Source organism: Bradyrhizobium sp. TM102 (assembly GCF_009176685.1).
GTDB classification, from domain to species: domain Bacteria; phylum Pseudomonadota; class Alphaproteobacteria; order Rhizobiales; family Xanthobacteraceae; genus Bradyrhizobium; species Bradyrhizobium ottawaense.
Genome location: NZ_AP021855.1, coordinates 5,851,276 through 5,871,655, shown reverse-complemented (window position 1 = coordinate 5,871,655; position 20,380 = coordinate 5,851,276). Strand labels below are relative to the sequence as shown.

Annotated in this window: 20 protein-coding genes; 18 read left to right on the top strand and 2 right to left on the bottom strand. The window is 64.5% G+C overall.

What is annotated here, in order from left to right; genetic code table 11:
- The first annotated feature begins 42 nt into the window (after positions 1-42).
- Both GDN70_RS27860 and GDN70_RS27855 read left to right on the top strand, forming a co-directional pair.
- Positions 43-3,279, top strand: coding sequence for a bifunctional cytochrome P450/NADPH--P450 reductase (locus tag GDN70_RS27860; protein ID WP_095426352.1), 3,237 nt, complete (start codon positions 43-45; stop codon positions 3,277-3,279).
- A gap of 149 nt (positions 3,280-3,428) precedes the next feature.
- Entirely contained in the window at positions 3,429-4,103 is a 675-nt protein-coding gene (locus GDN70_RS27855; protein WP_095426351.1) for a hypothetical protein, read from the top strand.
- Here GDN70_RS27855 and GDN70_RS27850 read toward each other — a convergent pair.
- On the bottom strand, positions 4,100-5,014 hold the full coding sequence (locus GDN70_RS27850) for an alpha/beta fold hydrolase (protein ID WP_152103308.1): 915 nt from the start codon (positions 5,012-5,014) through the stop codon (positions 4,100-4,102). The two genes, GDN70_RS27855 and GDN70_RS27850, sit on opposite strands and share 4 nt — an antisense overlap.
- Before the next feature lie 168 nt (positions 5,015-5,182).
- Here GDN70_RS27850 and GDN70_RS27845 point away from each other — a divergent pair, with 168 nt between their 5' ends.
- The 16 genes from GDN70_RS27845 to GDN70_RS27770 all read left to right on the top strand — a co-directional run bounded on the left by GDN70_RS27845 (position 5,183) and on the right by GDN70_RS27770 (position 19,394).
- Entirely contained in the window at positions 5,183-5,566 is a 384-nt protein-coding gene (locus tag GDN70_RS27845) for a hypothetical protein (RefSeq protein ID WP_038947063.1), read from the top strand.
- Positions 5,563-6,645 (top strand): alpha/beta hydrolase, encoded by a 1,083-nt coding sequence (locus tag GDN70_RS27840; RefSeq protein WP_152103307.1) that lies wholly within the window; start codon positions 5,563-5,565, stop codon positions 6,643-6,645. The genes GDN70_RS27845 and GDN70_RS27840 overlap by 4 nt, the downstream gene beginning before the upstream one ends.
- Positions 6,642-7,235, top strand: coding sequence for a GNAT family N-acetyltransferase (locus GDN70_RS27835; protein ID WP_173015881.1), 594 nt, complete (start codon positions 6,642-6,644; stop codon positions 7,233-7,235). Before GDN70_RS27840 ends, GDN70_RS27835 begins: the two co-directional genes overlap by 4 nt.
- Positions 7,236-7,481: 246 nt before the next feature.
- Positions 7,482-7,937 carry a phasin gene (locus tag GDN70_RS27830; protein WP_152103305.1) on the top strand — a complete coding sequence of 152 codons (456 nt, stop codon included), beginning with the start codon at positions 7,482-7,484 and terminating at the stop codon, positions 7,935-7,937.
- Positions 7,938-8,184: 247 nt separating this feature from the next.
- Positions 8,185-9,471, top strand: coding sequence for a DUF445 domain-containing protein (locus tag GDN70_RS27825; RefSeq protein ID WP_038947065.1), 1,287 nt, complete (start codon positions 8,185-8,187; stop codon positions 9,469-9,471).
- 188 nt (positions 9,472-9,659) lie between these two features.
- Entirely contained in the window at positions 9,660-10,430 is a 771-nt protein-coding gene (locus tag GDN70_RS27820; RefSeq protein ID WP_173015880.1) for a triacylglycerol lipase, read from the top strand.
- Between the two features lie 311 nt (positions 10,431-10,741).
- On the top strand, positions 10,742-11,608 hold the full coding sequence (paaX, locus tag GDN70_RS27815) for a phenylacetic acid degradation operon negative regulatory protein PaaX (protein ID WP_152103303.1): 867 nt from the start codon (positions 10,742-10,744) through the stop codon (positions 11,606-11,608).
- Between the two features lie 76 nt (positions 11,609-11,684).
- Positions 11,685-12,677 carry a 1,2-phenylacetyl-CoA epoxidase subunit PaaA gene (paaA, locus tag GDN70_RS27810; protein WP_038947068.1) on the top strand — a complete coding sequence of 331 codons (993 nt, stop codon included), beginning with the start codon at positions 11,685-11,687 and terminating at the stop codon, positions 12,675-12,677.
- Positions 12,678-12,687: 10 nt separating this feature from the next.
- Entirely contained in the window at positions 12,688-12,975 is a 288-nt protein-coding gene (paaB, locus tag GDN70_RS27805) for a 1,2-phenylacetyl-CoA epoxidase subunit PaaB (RefSeq protein WP_028143420.1), read from the top strand.
- The gene (paaC, locus tag GDN70_RS27800) at positions 12,975-13,751 is read left to right on the top strand and encodes a 1,2-phenylacetyl-CoA epoxidase subunit PaaC (protein ID WP_028143419.1); all 777 of its coding nucleotides are present in this window, start codon (positions 12,975-12,977) and stop codon (positions 13,749-13,751) included. The genes paaB and paaC overlap by 1 nt, the downstream gene beginning before the upstream one ends.
- Complete coding sequence (paaD, locus tag GDN70_RS27795) at positions 13,745-14,248, top strand: 1,2-phenylacetyl-CoA epoxidase subunit PaaD (protein ID WP_038947069.1); 504 nt, start codon at positions 13,745-13,747, stop codon at positions 14,246-14,248. The genes paaC and paaD overlap by 7 nt, the downstream gene beginning before the upstream one ends.
- Positions 14,249-14,250: 2 nt before the next feature.
- A complete protein-coding gene (gene paaE, locus GDN70_RS27790) occupies positions 14,251-15,333 on the top strand; it encodes a 1,2-phenylacetyl-CoA epoxidase subunit PaaE (protein ID WP_028143417.1) in 1,083 nt (360 codons plus the stop codon).
- A 101-nt stretch (positions 15,334-15,434) separates the two neighbouring features.
- A complete protein-coding gene (gene paaI, locus GDN70_RS27785) occupies positions 15,435-15,884 on the top strand; it encodes a hydroxyphenylacetyl-CoA thioesterase PaaI (protein ID WP_152103302.1) in 450 nt (149 codons plus the stop codon).
- A gap of 38 nt (positions 15,885-15,922) precedes the next feature.
- The gene (gene paaK / locus GDN70_RS27780; protein ID WP_038972767.1) at positions 15,923-17,254 is read left to right on the top strand and encodes a phenylacetate--CoA ligase PaaK; all 1,332 of its coding nucleotides are present in this window, start codon (positions 15,923-15,925) and stop codon (positions 17,252-17,254) included.
- A 74-nt stretch (positions 17,255-17,328) separates the two neighbouring features.
- Positions 17,329-18,333, top strand: a complete 1,005-nt coding sequence (locus tag GDN70_RS27775) for a zinc-binding alcohol dehydrogenase family protein (RefSeq protein ID WP_028143414.1) — start codon at positions 17,329-17,331, stop codon at positions 18,331-18,333.
- 2 nt (positions 18,334-18,335) lie between these two features.
- Positions 18,336-19,394, top strand: a complete 1,059-nt coding sequence (locus GDN70_RS27770; RefSeq protein WP_028143413.1) for a YeeE/YedE family protein — start codon at positions 18,336-18,338, stop codon at positions 19,392-19,394.
- Here the strand turns inward: GDN70_RS27770 and GDN70_RS27765 are convergent.
- Positions 19,373-20,287, bottom strand: coding sequence for a DMT family transporter (locus GDN70_RS27765; RefSeq protein WP_028143412.1), 915 nt, complete (start codon positions 20,285-20,287; stop codon positions 19,373-19,375). The genes GDN70_RS27770 and GDN70_RS27765 overlap by 22 nt on opposite strands.
- Positions 20,288-20,380 lie beyond the last annotated feature (93 nt).

The window sequence follows — 20,380 nt, the reverse complement described above, 5'->3', positions numbered from 1 at the left end:
GGACCATCCCGGAATGACGCAAGGCAGGGGAAACGCACGTCAATGTCATCCAAGAACCGTCTGGACCCGATCCCGCATCCGCCGACCAAGCCGGTGGTCGGCAACATGCTTTCGCTGGACTCGGCCGCCCCCGTGCAGCATTTGACGCGGCTCGCCAAGGAGCTCGGTCCGATCTTTTGGCTCGACATGATGGGCTCGCCGATCGTGGTCGTCTCGGGCCACGATCTCGTCGATGAACTGTCTGATGAGAAGCGCTTCGACAAGACCGTGCGCGGTGCGCTGCGGCGCGTACGCGCGGTTGGCGGCGACGGGCTGTTCACGGCGGACACCAAAGAGCCGAATTGGAGCAAGGCGCACAACATCCTGCTCCAGCCGTTCGGCAACCGGGCCATGCAGTCCTACCATCCGAGCATGGTCGATATCGCCGAGCAGCTCGTCCAGAAATGGGAGCGGCTGAACGCCGACGACGAGATCGACGTCGTCCACGACATGACGGCGCTGACGCTGGATACGATCGGCCTGTGCGGTTTCGAGTATCGCTTCAATTCGTTCTACCGGCGCGACTACCATCCCTTCGTCGAGTCGCTGGTGCGCTCGCTCGAAACCATCATGATGACACGCGGCCTGCCGTTCGAGCAGATCTGGATGCAGAAGCGGCGCAAGACGCTCGCCGAAGACGTCGCCTTCATGAACAAGATGGTCGACGAGATCATTGCCGAGCGCCGCAAGAGCGCGGAGGGGATCGACGACAAGAAGGACATGCTCGCCGCGATGATGACCGGCGTCGATCGTTCGACCGGCGAGCAGCTCGACGACGTCAACATCCGCTACCAGATCAACACGTTCCTGATCGCCGGCCACGAGACCACCAGCGGCCTGTTGTCCTACACGCTCTATGCGCTGCTCAAGCATCCGGACATCCTCAAGAAGGCCTATGACGAGGTCGACCGCGTCTTCGGCCCCGACGTCAACGCGAAGCCGACCTACCAGCAGGTGACGCAGCTCACCTACATCACGCAGATCCTGAAAGAGGCGCTGCGGCTGTGGCCGCCGGCGCCGGCCTATGGCATCTCGCCGCTCAAGGACGAGACGCTCGGCGGCGGCAAGTACAAGCTTCGCAAGGGCACCTTCACCACCATTCTGGTAACCGCGCTGCATCGCGATCCCAGCGTCTGGGGACCGAATCCGGATGCGTTCGATCCCGATAATTTCAGCCGCGAGGCGGAAGCCAAGCGGCCGGTCAATGCCTGGAAGCCGTTCGGCAACGGCCAGCGCGCCTGCATTGGCCGCGGCTTTGCCATGCACGAGGCCGCGCTCGCGCTCGGCATGATCCTGCAGCGCTTCAAGCTGATCGACCACCAGCGCTACCAGATGCATCTGAAGGAAACCCTGACGATGAAGCCGGAAGGCTTCAAGATCAAAGTGCGCCCGCGCGTCGATCGCGAGCGTGGCGCCTATGGCGGGCCAGTCGCGGCCGCTACTTCGGCGCCGAAGGCGCCGCGCCAGCCGACCGCCCGGCCCGGCCACAACACGCCGATGCTGGTGCTTTACGGCTCCAATCTCGGCACCGCCGAGGAGCTGGCGACGCGCATGGCTGATCTCGCCGAGATCAATGGCTTTGCCGTGCATCTCGGCCCGCTCGACGATTACGTCGGCAAGCTGCCGCAGGAGGGCGGCGTTCTGATCATCTGCGCCTCCTATAACGGCGCGCCGCCTGATAACGCGACGCAGTTCGTCAAATGGCTCGGCGGCGACCTGCCGAAGGATGCCTTTGCCGGCGTGCGCTACGCCGTGTTCGGCTGCGGCAACAGCGACTGGGCCGCGACCTATCAATCGGTGCCGCGTCTGATCGACGAGCAATTGTCGGCGCATGGCGCGCGCGCGGTCTATCCGCGCGGCGAGGGCGATGCGCGCAGCGATCTCGACGGCCAGTTCCAGAAATGGTTTCCGGCGGCGGCACAGGTCGCGACCAAGGAATTCGGCATCGACTGGAACTTCACCCGCACCGCCGAGGACGATCCGCTCTATGCGATCGAGCCGGTGGCGGTGAGCGCCGTCAACACCATCGTGGCCCAGGGCGGCGCGGTGGCGATGAAAGTGCTGGTCAATGACGAGCTTCAGAACAAGGGCGGGTCCAAGCCCTCCGAGCGTTCGACGCGCCACATCGAGGTGCAACTGCCGTCCAACGCCAGCTACCGCGTCGGCGATCATTTGAGTGTCGTGCCACGCAACGATCCCACGCTAGTGGATTCGGTCGCGCGCCGCTTCGGCTTCCTGCCCGCCGATCAGATCAGGCTGCAGGTCGCCGAGGGCCGCCGCGCGCAATTGCCGGTGGGGGATGCCGTGTCCGTCGGCCGCCTGCTCAGCGAGTTCGTCGAGCTGCAGCAGGTGGCGACGCGCAAGCAGATCCAGATCATGGCCGAGCACACCCGCTGTCCGGTCACCAAGCCGAAGCTGCTGGCTTTCGTCGGCGAGGAAGCTGAGCCGCTCGAGCGTTACCGGGGCGAGATCCTGGCCAGGCGCAAATCGGTGTTCGATCTTCTGCTCGAATATCCGGCCTGCGAGTTGCCGTTCCATGTCTATCTCGAAATGCTCTCGTTGCTGGCGCCGCGCTATTACTCAATCTCGTCCTCGCCGTCGGTCGACCCGGCGCGCTGCAGTGTCACGGTCGGCGTGGTCGAAGGGCCGGCCGCCTCCGGCCGCGGCACCTACAAGGGCATCTGTTCGAACTATCTCGCCAACCGTCGCGCGGGCGATGCGATCTACGCCACCGTACGCGAGACCAAGGCCGGCTTCCGGCTTCCCGACGATCCCTTGGTGCCTATCATCATGATCGGCCCCGGCACGGGCCTTGCGCCGTTCCGCGGCTTCCTTCAGGAACGGGCCGCACGCAAGGCGAAGGGCGCCAGCCTCGGACCCGCGATGCTGTTTTTCGGCTGCCGCCATCCCGACCAGGATTTTCTCTACGCGGACGAGCTGAAGGCGTTGGCGGCGAGCGGCATCACGGAACTCTTCACTGCGTTCTCGCGCGCGGACGAACCGAAGACCTATGTGCAGCACCTGCTCGCCGCGCAGAAGGACAAGGTCTGGCCGCTGATCGAGCAGGGCGCGATCGTCTATGTCTGCGGCGACGGCGGCAAGATGGAGCCGGACGTGAAAGCGGCACTGGTCGCGATCCACCGCGAGAAGAGCGGCAGCGACGCCGCCGTCAGTGCGCGCTGGATCGAGGAGATGGGGACGAAGAACCGCTATGTGCTGGACGTCTGGGCGGGAGGGTAGGCAGAGATCGTAGGGTGGATTAGCCCGCGGCTGCGCGCAGCGCAGTCCGCCGGCGTAATCCACCGCTTCTGATCCCGTGGAAAGTAAAGAGGTGGGTTACGCCTTCGGCTAACCCACCCTGCGAATCCCGATCATGCTAAACGTCCCTCATGATTCCCTGGGAAAAAATCGACACCGCCAAAATCCCCGGCTCCGACGAAGAGCTTCGCCTGATGCGGCGAGGTAAGGAGTTCTCCATCAAGCTCGGCACCAACGAGCTGATGAACAACCGCCTGTCGGGTTCGGAAGCCGCGCTCGCAACGCTCGCGGCGAAGCAGATCGAGACGGTCGCCAAGCCCGTTGTCCTGATCGGCGGATTGGGCATGGGCTTTACGCTGCGTGCGGCGTTGGCGGTGCTTGGCGCCAAGGCGAAGATCGTGGTCTCCGAGCTGGTGCCGGCGGTCGTCGTCTGGGCGCGGGGCCCGATGGCGGAAGTGTTCGGCGAGAGCCTCGATGATGCCCGGGTGAGCATCCGGGAAACCGATGTCGGCGAAATCATCCGGGCGCAGCGGTCGGCTTTCGACGCCATTCTCCTCGACGTCGACAACGGGCCGGAGGGACTGACCCGCAAGGGCAATGATGCGCTCTATAGTTCGAGCGGGCTGAAGGCGGCGAAGACGGCGCTGCGGCCGGGCGGCATGCTCGCGGTCTGGTCGTCGGGACCCAACCCGGCCTTCACCAAGCGACTTCGCAGCGCCGGTTTCGACGTCAACGAGGTCAATGTCCGCGCGACCGGCAGGGGCGGCGGTGCGCGCCATGTGATCTGGATGGCGAAGAACTGTTAAGCTGCCTGCGCCGCCGCGCCATGCGCGTGCTTGTCGATGGCGCCGATGATCTCAGGCCAGAACCGCATCGGCAGTGCATGGCCCATACCGTCGATCATCAACAATCTTGCGTTCGGGATTGACGCCGCCGTGTCCTTGCCGCCCTCAGGCCGCACCAAGGGATCGACGGTACCGTGGATCACGAGCGTCGGCGTCTGCACGGCATGCAGCCGCTCCTTGCGGCTGCCGGACGCGAGCACCGCGCGGAGCTGGCGGCCGACGCCGGCCGGATTGAGCCCGCGCGCGAACACGCGCTCGGCGCGTTCCGGGTCGAGCGCTTCCTCCTCCGGAAAATGCCCGGCGCGCAACACCTTCCAGGTCTGGCCGTAGCGGACGATGAACTCCTCCTTGCTGCGCGGCGGCGGCGCCATCAGCATTGCGGCCGCCTCGCGCGTCGGCGGCGGCACGCGCGGACTGCCCGTCGTCGACATGATCGAGGTCAGCGAGCGCACGCGCTGCGGGAACGACAGCGTGACCTCCTGCGCGATCATGCCGCCCATGGAGGCACCGACAAGATGCGCCGATTTGATGCCGAGCGCATCCATCAGCCCGATCGTATCGTTGGCCATGTCGATCAGCCTGTAGGTTGCCGCGACGGGAATCCTGAAGAATCGCAGCTTAAGCAGCTCGAGCGGGGTCAACCGCTTGCCGCCCGTCAGATGGCTCGACTTGCCGATGTCGCGATTGTCGAAGCGGATCACGCGGAAGCCGCGTGCGGCAAGCTGCTCGCAGAACGCATCGTCCCAGTGGATCATCTGGGCGCCTAATCCCATGATCAGCAGCAGCGGCTCGGCATTGTCGTTGCCAAAAATCTCGTAGCAGATCTCGATGCCATTGGCGCGGACTGTCTGGGGCGGCTGATGGGCGTTCACGGGCGCGTTCCCTCAAGCGTTTGACTGATGCTGTATCGCACGGTTTCCCGTTGCAATGAAAGCCGCGCGCGGCACCGAGCCGCTGCTTGCCGGTTGACCGGCACGGCGCAACGGTGTGGTATGGCGAAAAAGAAGAGCATCGAAGCTCTCGACATCTGGAGGACACCGATGACCGACAAGACCAATGACCCGGTCGCCATGTGGCAAAAGATGGTTGGTGAGATGGAGAAGGGGTTCAACTCCTTCGCCAACCAGGCCATGTCGTCGCCCGAGTTTTCGCAGGCGATGAACCGTGCGGGGGGAGTTGCTGCAGGTGCTCAGAAGCAGCTCGGCGAACTCATGGAGAAGTACTTGGTCTCCATGAACCTGCCGAGTCGGGAGCAGGTCACAGGCCTTGCCGAAAGGCTGCAAGCTATCGAAGTCCAGATCGGTGAGATCAAGTCGCTGCTGAACCAGATGGCTGCAAGTGCCGGCGTGTCTCAGGGGGGCGATTCCGCATTGCGGCCGCCGCGCACCAAGCGCCCGCCGTCTGAGGGCGGAGAGCAGGCATGAATGCAGCTCCCGGACTTGATTTCGCTTCTATCCCGGAACGCATGCAGAGCGAGGTGCAGCGCGCCATCCAGCGCAGCATCAAGGGCGTCGAATATTTCTCGACCTCGGGTCCATCACTTGGATCGACGCCCAAGGACGTGCTGCATTCGCGCGGCACCATGAATCTCTATCATTATCGCCCCATGTCGGACGAGATCTACCGCGTGCCGGTGCTGATCGTGATGGCCACCACCAACCGCGGCTACATCCTCGACCTCGTCCCCGGCCAGAGTTTTATCGAATTCCTGCTCAAGCGCGGTTACGACGTCTATATGCTCGACTGGAGCGCGCCGCGGCCGGAGGAGAAGAGCCTGCGGATGGAGGACTATGTCCTCGACTTCATTCCGGACTGTGTTCGCCGGGTGCAAGCTGATTCCGGCGAGCAGGACGTCTCCGTGATCGGCTATTGCTTCGGCGGCGTGCTGTCGCTGCTCTACGGCGCGATCCACAAGGATGGGCCGATGAAGAATTTGATCTGCTTCACCACGCCGATCGACTTCCGCGAGATGAAGCTGTTCTCGAATTTCTCCGACCGTCGCTATTTCGACGTCGACCGCCTCGTCGACAGCGTCGGCAACGTGCCGCCGGAGATGATCCTGTCCTCGTTCGAGATGCTGCGTCCGGCCTCGCGCACGGTGAGCCAGATCCAGCTCTGGGAAAACATCTGGAACGACGAGTTCGTCAAGTCCTACCGCATGTTCGACCGTTGGGCGACCGACACCCTGCCGCTGGCGGGCGAGTATTTCCGCGCCATCACCAAAGACCTGATGTGGGACAACAAGCTGTTCAACGACACCATGTCGGTCGGCGGCCGGCCTGCGAAGCTCGACAACATCAAGGTGCCGATTCTGCATGCGGTCGCCGAGCATGATCACATCGTGCCGTATGACGCCGCCAAGCACCTGATCGCGAAGATCGGATCTGCGGACAAGGAAGAGGTGATGCTGAAGGGCGGTCACGTCTCGCTCGTCGCGGGAGCCAACGCCGTGAAGCGGCTATGGCCGAAACTGGATTCCTGGCTAGGGAAGAGATCGACATGAGCGAGCAGCGTTCCTATCCGCGCCACGTCAAGACCGACGCCGGCGATATCGAGATCCGCTTGATGTCGCCTGCGGATGAAGCCGCGGTGCTCGCCTTCGGCAAAGGCCTGCCGACCCACGACCTGTTGTTTTTGCCGCGCAATATCAGCGAGCCGAAGGTGCTGTCGGCCTGGGTTAAGGAGATCGAGCGTGGCGCGATTACGAGCCTGCTTGCGGTCAGGGACGGCAAGGTCGTCGGCTGCGGCACGCTGGTGCGCGATCCGCACTCCTGGTCGCCCCATGTCGGCGAGATCCGCATGGTCGTCTCGCTCGATGTGCGCGGGAAGGGGGTAGGGCGGGCGCTGTCGCAGGAGACCTTCGCGCTCGCGCTCGGCGCGGGCCTGGAAAAACTCTCGGTTCAGATGACGGTCGACCAGCGGGCCGCGATCGCCGTGTTCGAGAGCCTCGGTTTCAAGGCCGAAGCGTTGCTGCGAGATCACGTCCGGGACGTCGACGGCAAGACCCACGACATCGTCGTGCTCGGCCACAACATCGCGCAGGTCCAGGCCCAGATGGAGGCTTACGGGCTGCCAGGCGCCGTCCAGCACTAAAACGCGCCGTCCAGCACTAGGACCGCCGTCTCCAGCACTGGGGAGATGGTCCAACCGCTCTCCGGGAACCGGCCTGGCCACGGAGGCATCATATTGCTTCCCGTTAAGGCTGTTCACAGTTTCGTGATATCGCACTGCAATATGAATATTGCATCGCACAATTAACTATGCCATATAAGCCGTGCCCCGGGCCATCGAGGACGGGGTGAGCCCATAGCTCAGACCAATGAGGATGGAGAGAACCCCATGACCACTGAAACCAACACCGCTTTCGAGGGCTTCAAGGACGCTTTCAAGAACATCCAGAACCTGGAAGTTCCCGAGGCCGCCCGCGAGTTCGTCAAGAAGACCGCCAACACCGCCAAGGACCGTGCTGCCGAGGTGTTCGCTGGCTCCGAGCGCGTGACCGCCGCCGTCGAGAACGCGGTGACCGAGTCCGTCACCGAGGCCGGCAAGATCAGCCGCAATATCCAGCAGGCGATCTATGACGACGCCCAGGCGTTCTTCGCCAGCATCGACAAGCTTGCTTCCGCCAAGTCGGTCGGCGAAGCCGTCGAGATCCAGTCGAGCCTGCTCCGCGCCCGCGGCGAAGTGTTCGTCTCGCGCGCCAAGGCGACCGCCGACTATTTCGGCCAGCTCGCCGCCAACGGTGCGAAGTCCGCTCAGGACAATTTTGCCAAGGTCTACAACAAGACCGCCTGATCCGGCGCCCTGAGTGAAAACTGAATTTGAGGCCCGCTTCGGCGGGCCTTTTGTTCTTCTCTTGCGTTCCCCGGATGCAGCGCAGCGCGCCCCCTGGCGATGCGAAGGATCGTCCAGTGGCGTGGTGCACTGCTGATCCGGGGGCCATCCTGCATCGGATGCTTGCTGGGTCCCGGCTCTGCGGTGCATCGTTTGCACGCTGCACCGCGTCCGGGACACGCGGAGACTGACACGCTAAGTATCCGCTATGACCCCACCCGCCGCCTTCTCCTTCGATACTCCCGGCGATGCCGAACGCGCGGCCGAGCTGCGCCGCGTGAAAGCGCTGGCGACGCTGGTGCTGGCTTCGACGCTTGCCCTGTTCGTCGTCGCGAAGTTGCTGCTGAACGCGCATCCCGTGTTCGGCTTCATCGCCGCCTTCGCGGAAGCCGCGACCATCGGCGGCCTCGCCGACTGGTATGCCGTGGTCGCGCTGTTCAAGCGGCCGCTCGGCCTGCCGATCCCGCATACCGCGATCATCCAGAGCAACCAGGCCCGGATCGCCGACAAGCTCGGCGAATTCATCCAGGTGCATTTCCTCGAGGCGGGACCGGTCGAGGCCAAGCTGAAGGAGATCGATTTCGGCTCCTTCGTCGCCGACTGGCTGCGCGACCGCAAGCGCAGCGACGATCTCGCGCGCTTCGCGCTCCGCCTGTTGCCGGAGGCCGTCTCGGCGACGGAGAGCTCGGGTCTGATGACCTTCATCATCCGCCGCATGTCATCGCAGCTCCAGGCGATCGACCTTGCGCCACTCGCCGCCGGCACGCTGCGCGGTTTCGTGGCGGAGGGGCGCCATCAGATCCTGTTCGACGATCTCCTGCGCGTGATGCACGAGACGCTGAACCAGAAAGAGACGATGGGGATGATCCGCGAGAAGGTGCGCGCGGAATTGCCGACCCTGCTGCGGCTCTACCGAGCCGACAAGTTTCTGGTGAACAAGATCGTGGCGTCCGCGACCGCCTTCTTCAACGAGGTGCGCAGCGATCCCAAGCATCCCTTCCGCGGCGAGTTCGACCGCATGGTGCTGAGCTTCGTCGACCGGCTCGGCACTGACCAGGCCTATATCGACCGCATCGCCGGCTTGAAGCGCGACCTCCTCGCGCGGCCCGAGCTTGCCGATCTCGCACGCACCGTCTGGGCCAACACACGCTCCTTCATCGAACGCAGCGCGAGCGGCGAGACGCAGGTGCTACAGCATCATCTCGCCGGCATGTTCGTTTCCGCCGGCGATGCGCTCGCCGGCGATGCCGAGCTGCGCGACGAGATCAACAAGGGGCTGGTGACGGTGCTGCGCAGCTTCGTCGCCGACCAGAAGAGCGGCGTCTCGATCTTCATCTCCGACCAGGTCAAGGCCTGGGACATGGCGCAGCTGATTTCGCTGATCGAAATCAACATCGGGCGCGACCTGCAATACATCCGTTTCAACGGTTCGCTGATCGGTGGGCTCGCCGGGCTCGCGCTCTACTCCGTAGAATTCCTGCTCCGATTGCTGTGACTTTTGCGCCACGGACGTTAGCATTAACGCGCGGGCCTATTGTCGCCCCGCGACTCTCCCGCTTGAATGTCGGGAACCGGCCGCCTAGCTGATTCATGCTGCGCTGCGGAACGATCAAGAAGCCGGCGTATTGGAATTCATGCCCATTTGCCGGTATCGCGCCCGGCGCCTTCTCAGGGGAAACATTGATGACCGCTACTGCCCAGACGCTGCGTCCGCCGTCGAGAACTCTGATGTTTATGGAAGGGCGCGCGATCCACGAGTTCGGCGCATTCCTCGGCGCGCTGCCGCTGCTGAGCCTTGCGCCGCGCGGTGATGGGCACCCGGTGCTGGTGCTGCCGGGCCTCGTGGCCTCCGATGCATCCACGCGTGCGTTGCGCACGTTTCTGACCAGTAAGGGATATGCGGTGAGCGGCTGGCGCCAGGGCCGCAACTATGGCCTTCGCGAGGGCGTGCAGCATGCCATGGTCGATCTGGTCGAGGAGCTCAGCGACACCCATGGCCGCAAGATCAGCCTGGTCGGTTGGAGCCTTGGCGGCCTCTATGCGCGGCAGCTCGCCAAGATGATGCCCGAGCGCGTGCGGCAGGTGATCACGCTTGGTAGCCCCTTCGCCGGCGATCCCCGTTCAACCAATGCCTGGCGCGTCTATGAATGGGCGAGCGGTCGGAAGTCGGACGAGGTCGATCCGCGGTTCGGCGGCGATCTGGCGGCACCACCGCCGGTGCCGACCACCGCCATCTTCAGCCGCACTGACGGCGTCTGCGCCTGGCAGGGCTGCATGGAGAAGTCGGGCGGGCAGAGCGAGAGCATCGAGATCGAGAGCAGCCATTGCGGCATGGGCCATCACCCGGCCGCGGTCTATGCCGTGGCCGACCGGCTCGCGCAAAAGGAAGGCCAGTGGCGGCCATTCGACCGCAGCGGCTGGCGCAGCTTGGCCTATCCCGATCCGCATCGGTGATCTTCGCCTCTTTCCGCGTGCGGCAGGGCAATCGGATTTGAACGTTGAGCAGAGATCGTCATGCCCGGGCTTGTCCCGGGCATCCACGTCTTTGTGCTGCGTGAAAGGCTCGTGGATGGCCGGGACTGGCCCGGCCATGACGCTGTGAGTACGCCGCGAGTCCGACTCCCTCCGTCCCCGCGGAACCTCCCCCTCATCCCGACCTTCTCAGCGCGAGCGAAGCTCGTTGCGGCCACGCAAGCGGGGAGGAGAAGAGAAGCCGTCGCACCCGTCCATTGTCGCGCCCGCATCAAACGCGCTATGCCTCGCGCATGGCGCATCCGCTCTCCCGCATCATCGACCAGCTCAAGCGTGAACCGTCGCGCACCGGCTCCATCGTCATCACCGTGTTCGGCGATGCCATCGTGCCCCGCGGCGGTTCGGTGTGGCTCGGCACGCTGCTCGAATTCTTCGACGGTCTCGACATCGACAGCGGCGTGGTGCGCACCACGATGTCGCGGCTTGCGGCCGATGGCTGGCTCACGCGGGAAAAGGTCGGCCGCAACAGCTTCTATCGGCTTGCCGAGAAGGGCCGCCAGACCTTCGAGGCCGCGACACGCCACATCTACGATCCGCCGCCATCCGACTGGACCGGACGCTTCGAGCTGCTCCTGATCGGCAATGGCGGAGATCGCGACGTCTCGCGCGAAGCGCTCCGTAACGCCGGCTTCGGCAGTCCGCTGCCGGGGGTTTGGGTCGCGCCGTCGGGCCTGCCGGTGCCGGATGAAGCCGGGGGCGCGATCCGTCTCGAAGTTTCGGCTGAGGATGACAGCGGGCGTCGCCTGCTCAGTGCGAGTTGGCCGCTGGACCGCACCGCGGATGCCTATCTGAAATTCATGAAGACGTTCGAGCCGCTGCGCGCCGCGATCGGCCGCGGCACCGATTTGTCCGAGGCCGACGCGTTTACCGCGCGCATCCTCCTGATCCACTACTATCGCCGCGTCGTGCTGCGCGATCCGCTATTGCCCGAAAGCCTGCTGCCGACCAACTGGCCGGGCAGGGCGGCACGGAACCTGTGCGGCGAAATCTATCGCGCGCTGCTTGCCTCCTCCGAACAATGGCTTGATGGACATGGAACCAACGAGAAAGGGCCATTGCCGCCGGCGCGAAAGCTTCTGGAAAGGAGGTTCGAGGCCTGAGTTTTATGTTACAGAAATATCTTGCATGACGTAATTTTTGTTATATATTGCCTCCCAATAAATCGGGAGGATGCGCATGTACACCCAGGCGCTGAATACGGCCGAGACCGACGACCGCGGTCTTGAGGACGCAGCCAAGGCTGCGCAGTTCCAGGCCCGCATCGATGCCGAGGAGCGCATCGAGCCGAACGACTGGATGCCGGCGGCCTATCGCAAGACGCTCACACGCCAGATTTCCCAGCACGCCCATTCCGAAATCGTCGGCATGCTGCCTGAGGGCAACTGGATCACCCGTGCGCCGACCCTGCGCCGCAAGGCCGCGCTGCTCGCCAAGGTGCAGGACGAGTGCGGCCACGGGCTCTATCTCTATGCTGCGGCCGAGACGCTCGGCTCATCGCGCGAGGAGCTGGTCGATGCCATGCTCGCGGGCAAAGCCAAGTACTCCTCGATCTTCAACTATCCGACGCTGACCTGGGCTGATATCGGCACCATCGGCTGGCTGGTCGACGGCGCCGCGATCATGAACCAGATCCCGCTGTGCCGCTGCTCCTACGGCCCCTATGCGCGCGCGATGATCCGGGTCTGCAAGGAGGAGTCGTTCCATCAGCGCCAGGGCTACGAGATCATGCTGACGCTGTGCCGCGGCTCGGACGAGCAGAAGGCGATGGCGCAGGATGCGCTGAACCGCTGGTGGTGGCCGGTGCTGATGATGTTCGGCCCGCCAGATAGCACGAGCCAGCATAGCGACACCTCGACCAAGTGGAAGATCAAGCGTTTCTCCAACGACGAGCTGCGCCAGAAGTTCGTCGATGCCACGGTGCCGCAGGCGCAATATCTCGGCCTCACCATCCCCGATCCCGGCATGATTCAGGATGCCGACGGGCACTGGCGTTACAGCGAGATCGACTGGACCGAGTTCAAGCAGGTGCTCGCCGGCAACGGCCCCTGCAATCGCGACCGCATGGCCGCGCGCCGCAAGGCGCATGCGGAGGGGGCCTGGGTACGCGAAGCCGCCGCCGCCTACGCCGCCAAGCGCACGCATCGCCAGACCGCACAAGCCGCGGAATAGGGAGATCAACATGGCCACTCCGAACACGCCGCTGTGGGAAGTCTTCATTCGTAGCCGCAATGGGCTGGCGCACAAGCATGTGGGATCGCTGCATGCGAGCGATGCCACCATGGCGCTGCAAGCCGCCCGCGACATCTACACCCGCCGCGGCGAGGGCCTGTCGATCTGGGTCGTGCCGTCGACCGCGATCACTGCGAGCGATCCCGCCGAGAAGGCCATGATGTTCGAACCGGCGGAATCGAAGATCTACCGGCATCCGACGTTCTACGAGGTGCCGGAAGAAGTGGGACATATGTGATGCCGGTCGCCAACATCGATGTCTCCGAAACGCCGCTGGTGCTCTACGCGCTGCGCCGCGCCGACGATGCGCTGATCCTCGGCCACAGGCTGTCGGAATGGTGCGGGCATGCGCCGATGCTGGAAGAGGATATGGCGCTCTCCAACATCGCGCTCGACCTGATCGGTCAGGCGCGCGAACTCTACACCTACGCTGCCAAGGCCGAGGGCAGGGATAACGACGAGGACAAGCTCGCTTATCTGCGCGACGTCAGGCAGTACCGCAATCTGCTGCTGGTGGAGCAGCCCAACGGCGATTTTTCCCAGACTTTGGTGCGGCAGTTCTTCTATTCCGCGTTCGCCGACCTCTACTGGCGCGCGATGATGAATTCGCGCGACACGACACTGGCAGCGATTGCCGCCAAGTCGGAGAAGGAGAGCGCCTATCATTTGCGCCACGCCTCGGAGTGGCTCATCCGGCTCGGCGACGGCACCGATGAGAGTCATGCCCGCGCGCAAGCCGCGATCGATCATCTCTGGGCCTTCACCGGCGAGATGTTTGCCGTCGACGACGGCGAGCGCGCGCTGATCCATGCTGGTATCGCGATCGATCCCGGCACCTTGCGTGGTCGCTGGTTGCAGACGCTTTCCGATGTCGTCAGCGAAGCCACGCTGGTATTGCCGCAGAATGACTGGATGCAGCAAGGCGGCCGCGTGGGCCGGCACAGCGAACATCTCGGCCATCTCCTGTCCGAGCTGCAATCGATGCAGCGCACCTTTCCGGGCCTGACATGGTGAGCCTGCTCGATCGTGACAGCGAACTGCGCCGGCGCGCCTGGGACGCTGCGGCGAGCGTGGTCGATCCCGAAATTCCGGTGCTGACCATCGCCGATCTCGGCGTGCTGCGCGAGGTTTCCCTCGACGGCGATCACGTCGAGGTCGCGATCACGCCGACCTATTCCGGCTGTCCGGCGATGAACATGATCGCGCTGGAAATCGAGCTGGCGCTGGAGCGCGCCGGTTTTCGCCGGTCAAAAGTCCGCACCGTGCTGTCGCCGGCCTGGACGACCGACTGGATGAGCGAGGAGGGCCGCCAAAAGCTGCGCGCCTACGGCATCGCGCCGCCGCAGGCATCAAGCTCACGCCGGGCGCTGTTTGGTGAACAGGCGGTGGGCTGCCCGCAATGCGGCTCGGAAAACACTGAGCTGCTGTCTGAATTCGGCTCGACCTCCTGCAAGGCGCTGTGGCGCTGCAAGTCCTGCCGCGAACCCTTCGACTATTTCAAGTGTCATTGATCATGTCAGCAGCCGCACCGCGCTTCCATCGCCTGGCCGTCAGCGACCTTCGCCGCGAGGCGTCCGACGCCGTCTCGATGACCTTCGCCATCCCCGGCGATCTCGCCGGCGATTACGCTTTCACGCCCGGCCAGTACCTCACGCTCCGCACCACGCTCGACGGAGAGGAGGTGCGCCGCTCCTATTCGATCTGTTCCGGCCCTGATGACGGCGAGATTCGTATCGCCGTGAAGAAGATCGACGGTGGCGCGTTTTCGAACTGGGCGGCCGAAGATCTCAAATGCGGCGACGAGCTCGACGTGATGACGCCGACCGGGCGCTTCGGTGCAGTCCCGCCGGCGGATATTGCACGCATCCATGTCGGCTTTGCCGCGGGCTCCGGCATCACGCCGATCCTGTCGATCGTGAAGGGCGTGCTCGCGCGTGAACAAGGCAGTCGCTTCTTCCTGTTCTACGGAAACCGCACGACCGATAACATCATGTTTCTCGAGGCTCTCGAGGAGCTCAAGGATCGCTTCATCGACCGCCTCTCCATCTTCCACGTTATCTCCGGCGAAGAGCAGGACATCCCGATCCTGCATGGCCGGCTCGACGGCGACAAGGTGAGGGTGCTGCTGCGCTCGCTGGTGCCGGCGGCTAGCGTCGATCATCTCTACATCTGTGGCCCTCTCGGCATGAGCGAGGACATCGAGACCACCTGCCGCGAGCTCGGCATCGCGGAAGAGCGTATCCACGTCGAGCGCTTCGTCTCCGAGTTCGGCGGCAAGCCGCGGCCGAAGAAGGTGGTCGCGCCCGACGCGCCGCCGAAGGCGATCGCCTCGCTGATCATCGACGGCAAGCGCCGCGACGTTCCGGTCGCCGAGGACGAGGCGATCCTCGATGCGGCGCTACGCGCCGGCGTCGATCTGCCCTTCGCCTGCAAGGGCGGCATGTGCTCGACCTGCCGCGCCAAGCTGGTCGAAGGTGAGGCGCCGATGGACATCAACTATTCGCTGGAGCCCTGGGAGTTGAAGGCCGGGTTCGTCCTGACCTGCCAGGCGAAACCGTCGTCGGAGCGTGTCGTGGTCGATTATGACCATGTCTGAGCAGGTGCTTCAGACGCCGGCGATGCAAATGCGTCGCATTATTTGACAGTTTTGGCCAACCAGCAGAACATCATGGAAAACCATCTGGCCGGGAGAAGCGCGTGAACGTCAAAGCTGCCCTGTCGCCCGAGGATGTTGCCCGCGCCTGCGCTGAGGCGATGTGGGCGGAGGACGATGCCTCCAAAGGGCTCGGCATGGAGATCGTGGAGATTGGCCCCGGCTATGCAACGCTCGGGATGACGGTGCGGCCGGATATGGTCAACGGCCAGCGCATCGCCCATGGCGGCTTCATCTTCACACTCGCCGATTCCGCCTTCGCCTTTGCCTGCAACTCGCACAACGAACGCGTGGTCGCAGCGCAGGGGCAGATCACCTTCATCAAGCCGGGCAGGCTCGGCGATCGCCTTGTTGCGAAGGCGTGCGAGGTCACCCGCGGCGGCCGCTCCGGCATCTATGACGTGCGAGTTACCGCAGGCGATACCGTCATCGCCGAATTCCGCGGACACTCGCGTGTCATTCCCGGCACGTGGCTGCCGACGCAGAACCAATAATCAATCAAGAAAAAACTAATCAATGGTGGGAAGCGAAGATGGCTTTGACGAGACTCAAGGAAGGCGGCAGCGCCTATAGCGCCGAGATGGACGCGCATGAGCGCGCCTCGCGCGACGAGATCATGGCGCTGCAGAAGCAGCGGCTGACCTGGTCGCTGAAGCACGCCTATGACAACGTGGCGCATTATCGCAAGGCCTTCGACGAGGCCGGCGTGCATCCGTCCGATTTTCGCGAGCTCTCCGATCTCGCGAAATTCCCGTTCACGGTGAAAACGGATCTACGCGACAACTATCCCTTCAACATGTTCGCCGTGCCGCGCGAAAAGCTGGTGCGCGTGCATGCGTCCTCCGGCACGACCGGCAAGCCGATCGTGGTGGGGTATACGCAAGGAGACATCGACACCTGGTCGGACGTGATGGCGCGCTCGATCCGCGCCGCCGGCGGCCGCACCGGCATGATCATCCACAACGCCTACGGCTATGGCCTCTTCACCGGCGGCCTTGGCGTGCATTACGGCGCCGAAAAACTCGGCTGCACCGTGGTGCCGATCTCCGGCGGCATGACCGAGCGGCAGGTGCAGCTCATTAACGATTTCAGGCCCGACATCATCACGGTGACGCCGAGCTACATGCTGGCGATCCTCGACGAGTTCAAGCGTCAGAAGCTCGACCCGCGCCAATGCTCGCTCAAGGTCGGCATCTTCGGCGCCGAGCCCTGGACCAATGCGATGCGCGGTGAGATCGAAGAGGCCTTCGACATGGACGCGACCGATATCTATGGTCTGTCCGAAGTGATCGGCCCCGGCGTCGCCCAGGAATGCATCGAGACCAAGGATGGCTTGCACATCTGGGAGGATCATTTCTACCCCGAGGTGATCGATCCCGAGACCGGTGCCGTGCTGCCCGACGGGGAAAAGGGCGAGTTGGTCTTCACCTCGCTCACCAAGGAAGCCTTTCCGGTGATCCGATATCGCACCCGCGACCTGACGCGGCTGCTGCCGGGTACGGCGCGGCCGGGCATGCGGCGGATGGAGAAGGTGACGGGCCGCTCGGACGACATGATCATCCTGCGCGGCGTCAACCTGTTCCCGACCCAGATCGAGGAGGTGCTGCTCGCGACCGATTGGTGCGGCGGCCACTTCATCCTGGAACTGACCCGCGAAGGCCGTATGGACGAGCTGACCATCATCGCGGAGGCGCGATCCGAAAGCTGGGACGGCCGCGGTCTTCTCGACCATGCCGACCAGATTTCGACGCACATCAAGAACACCATCGGCATCACCTCCAGAGTGCAGGTGGTCGCGCCCGCCACGCTGGAACGCTCGCTGGGCAAGGCCAAACGCCTCTACGATAAGCGGCCCAAGGACTGATTTGACCGGACTTGACCGATTGACTTGATCGGCCCCAAAGGCGACAAGGCCCGCGAGAAATCGCGGGTCTTTTCATGTCGCCAGCCGATACCAAAACCATCGAAGCGCGCTGTGTGCGCCTCAATGCCAAGGCCGAGAACGCCGCGGCGGTTGCGCCGGTGGTCGAGCGTCACACGCTGACGCGCGGCCCCAATGATCTCCTGATCGAGGTGAAGGCCGCCGCCGTCAATCCCTCCGACGTGAAGGCCGCGACCGGGTCGATGCCCTATGCCGTATTCCCGCGCACGCCGGGCCGCGACTATTCCGGCGTGGTGATCGACGGGCCGGCCGGCACGGTCGGCCGCGAGGTGTTCGGCTCCTCCGGGGATCTCGGCATCCGCCGCGACGGCACTCACGCAACCCATCTCGTCGTCGAAGCTGACGCCGTCGTCGATAAGCCGAAGACGGTGTCCTGGGAGGAGGCCGCCGGCATCGGCGTGCCCTTCGTCACCGCGATGGAAGGTTTTCGCCGCGCGGGCGTGCCGAAGAACGGCGAGAATGTTTTGGTGTTCGGCGTCAATGGCAAGGTCGGCCAGGCCGCGGTGCAGATCGCGACCTGGCAGGGCGCGCGCGTCATCGGCGTGGTACGCAAGGCAGAGGCTTACGAAGGCCACACCAATGCCCCCATCGAGGTGATCGACGCGTCCGCGACCGACGTCGCCACGCGCGTGCGCGAATTGACCGGCGGCAAGGGCGCCGACATCGTCTTCAATACCGTCGGAGATCCCTATTTCCAGGCCGCGCACAAATCGCTCGCATTGCGTGGCCGCCAGATCCTGATCGCCGCGATCGACCGCATCGTGCAGTTCAACATCCTCGAATTCTACCGGGGCCAGCACACCTATGTCGGCATCGACACGCTCGGCCTGTCGTCGGCCGCGACTGGCGCGGTGCTGCGCGATCTCGGCGCGGGCTTTGCGAGCGGCCAGCTGAAGCCGTTCCCGATCAAGGCGAATGCCGTCTATCCGCTGGAGCGCGCCAAGGAGGCGTATGTCGCGGTCGCCGGCTCTTCGCGGGATCGCGTGGTCCTGAAGCCGTAATCATGGATTCGTCCGCAGCACTCGTCATCTTCGCCGGCCTCGCCATCGGCCTTGTCTACGGCGCCGTCGGTTTGCTCAGCGGCTTCTGCCTGATGAGCAGCATGCGCGGCTGGCTCGCGCAAGGAGACGGGCGGCTGGCGCGGACCTATGCGCTGGCGATCGCCGTCGCGATCGCCGCCAGCCAGTTCCTTGCCGGCAACGGCATGGCCGATTTGGGCAAGTCGATCTACCTGCAGCAGACGTTCTCGGCGCCGGTGCTGTTCCTCGGCGGGGTGCTGTTTGGTTACGGCATGGTGCTGTCGAACGGCTGCGGCTCGCGCGCCCTGGTGCTGCTCGGCCGCGGCAATCTCCGCTCCTTCGTCGTCGTGATCGTGCTCGCCATCGCTGCGCAGATGACCCTCAAGGGTCTGATCGCACCGGCGCGCATCGCGCTGGTTCAGGCCTCGCAAACCACCGTCAGCGCCAATTCGCTGCCGTCGCTGCTGGCGACGCTTGGCCCAGCTGAAGCTCTTTCGCGCGCGCTGGCTGCCGCCGTGCTCGTCGTCGTGCTGATCCTGTTTGCCTTCGCGCATCCGGCCTTCCGCCGCTCGCCCGGTCAGATCGCAGCGGGAATCATCGTCGGCCTGCTCGTTGCCGCGGGCTGGCTCGTCACCGGCTATCTCGGTGCCGACGACTTCAATCCGGTGCCGGTGACCTCGCTCACCTTCATCGCGCCGATCGCGGACGCGCTGCAATACGCCATGCTCTCGACCGGCCTGACGCTCAATTTCGGTATTGCGACGGTCGCCGGCGTCTTCACCGGCAGCCTGATCACCGCACTCGCCACGGGCCGCTTCAAGCTTGAGGGCTATTCCTCGCCGCGCCACATGCTGCGCTCCGGCAGCGGCGCCGCGCTGATGGGCATCGGCGGCGTGATGGCATTCGGCTGCTCGATCGGGCAGGGGCTCACGGGCGTGTCGACGCTGGCGCTGGGCTCGTTCGTCGCGCTCGCCGGCATCCTGCTCGGCACGACCGCAGGTCTGCGTGGCGTGCTGCGGGTTCAGCCGCTCGCGATGGCCTGACCGCGCAACAGCCGGTCGCCGAGCGTCGCAAGTCCTATGCCGGTGACGATCAATCCGGCCGCGACAGCAAGGCTCAAGTCGAGGGGCTCGCCCAGCAGGATCGCGGCACTGGCGATACCGACGAGCGGCGTCCCGGTGGTGCCAAGCGACGTCGTCAGCGCCGAGATGCTCTTGTTGACCATCGACATCGCCCAATAGGCCAGCGCGGTTCCGATCAGGCCGGAGTACAGGAACAGCATAGCCAGCCGCCACGACCATTCCACGTGCGGCAGCCCGTCGATGACCATCGCCAGGGTCGAGAGTATCACCGTGGCCACGAGCACCTGCCAGATCAGGAGCTGAAGCGGGGAGGCGATCCAGCGATGCGCGCGGATGTAGATGATATTCGCAGCCCACGAGATCGCGGCCAGGATGACCATGCCGGCGCCGAGCACGACGTTGGCATTGCCCCAGTCTATTGAGGACGGATTCAGGATCACGGCAAGGCCGATCAGTCCGAGCAGGGCGCCGGCAAGCTTGGGTGCGGTCAGCGTGTCCTTCCCGAGCAGGGGCGCCGCAATCGCGACCCAGAGCGGCGTGGTGTAGCCGAGCACGATGCCCTTGCTCGCGGGCAGGAAGCGCAGGCCGGCCGCGACCAGAATGGAGAAGAGCGTCATGTGCAGCAGCGCGACGCTGAGGACCACCGGCACGTCGCGCCGCTCCGGAATCACGAGATTGTTGCTCAGTCCGAGGATGACAAACAATCCTGCCAGCGCGATCCAGCTCCGGATCGCCGAGCTCCACAGCGGCGGGACGAGCTGCACCAATTGCTTCGTCACCGACCAGTTCACGCCCCAGGCCAGCACGACGATGAGGAACAGGCCGACGGCCGCGCGGGAGGACAGGGAGTTCATCGCAAGATCCTTGAAGCAGTCCGGTCCGGCCGATAGCATCCGCACTGGTACCCACAAAAGCGCCAGATCGGAAAGGAACAAGGTGCCAGTTTT

What these genes read in the sequence shown, in the direction of transcription:
- paaX (WP_152103303.1), top strand. Translation starts at nt 10,742, where the DNA reads ATGGCGCATCCGCTCTCCCGCATCATCGACCAGCTCAAGCGTGAACCG.
- paaE (WP_028143417.1), top strand. Translation starts at nt 14,251, where the DNA reads ATGTCAGCAGCCGCACCGCGCTTCCATCGCCTGGCCGTCAGCGACCTT.
- GDN70_RS27845 (WP_038947063.1), top strand. Translation starts at nt 5,183, where the DNA reads ATGACCGACAAGACCAATGACCCGGTCGCCATGTGGCAAAAGATGGTT.
- GDN70_RS27830 (WP_152103305.1), top strand. Translation starts at nt 7,482, where the DNA reads ATGACCACTGAAACCAACACCGCTTTCGAGGGCTTCAAGGACGCTTTC.
- GDN70_RS27825 (WP_038947065.1), top strand. Translation starts at nt 8,185, where the DNA reads ATGACCCCACCCGCCGCCTTCTCCTTCGATACTCCCGGCGATGCCGAA.
- paaC (WP_028143419.1), top strand. Translation starts at nt 12,975, where the DNA reads ATGCCGGTCGCCAACATCGATGTCTCCGAAACGCCGCTGGTGCTCTAC.
- GDN70_RS27860 (WP_095426352.1), top strand. Translation starts at nt 43, where the DNA reads ATGTCATCCAAGAACCGTCTGGACCCGATCCCGCATCCGCCGACCAAG.
- GDN70_RS27820 (WP_173015880.1), top strand. Translation starts at nt 9,660, where the DNA reads ATGACCGCTACTGCCCAGACGCTGCGTCCGCCGTCGAGAACTCTGATG.
- paaB (WP_028143420.1), top strand. Translation starts at nt 12,688, where the DNA reads ATGGCCACTCCGAACACGCCGCTGTGGGAAGTCTTCATTCGTAGCCGC.
- GDN70_RS27775 (WP_028143414.1), top strand. Translation starts at nt 17,329, where the DNA reads ATGTCGCCAGCCGATACCAAAACCATCGAAGCGCGCTGTGTGCGCCTC.
- GDN70_RS27765 (WP_028143412.1), bottom strand. Translation starts at nt 20,287, where the DNA reads ATGAACTCCCTGTCCTCCCGCGCGGCCGTCGGCCTGTTCCTCATCGTC.
- GDN70_RS27770 (WP_028143413.1), top strand. Translation starts at nt 18,336, where the DNA reads ATGGATTCGTCCGCAGCACTCGTCATCTTCGCCGGCCTCGCCATCGGC.
- GDN70_RS27855 (WP_095426351.1), top strand. Translation starts at nt 3,429, where the DNA reads ATGATTCCCTGGGAAAAAATCGACACCGCCAAAATCCCCGGCTCCGAC.
- paaK (WP_038972767.1), top strand. Translation starts at nt 15,923, where the DNA reads ATGGCTTTGACGAGACTCAAGGAAGGCGGCAGCGCCTATAGCGCCGAG.
- GDN70_RS27840 (WP_152103307.1), top strand. Translation starts at nt 5,563, where the DNA reads ATGAATGCAGCTCCCGGACTTGATTTCGCTTCTATCCCGGAACGCATG.
- paaD (WP_038947069.1), top strand. Translation starts at nt 13,745, where the DNA reads ATGGTGAGCCTGCTCGATCGTGACAGCGAACTGCGCCGGCGCGCCTGG.
- GDN70_RS27835 (WP_173015881.1), top strand. Translation starts at nt 6,642, where the DNA reads ATGAGCGAGCAGCGTTCCTATCCGCGCCACGTCAAGACCGACGCCGGC.
- paaA (WP_038947068.1), top strand. Translation starts at nt 11,685, where the DNA reads ATGTACACCCAGGCGCTGAATACGGCCGAGACCGACGACCGCGGTCTT.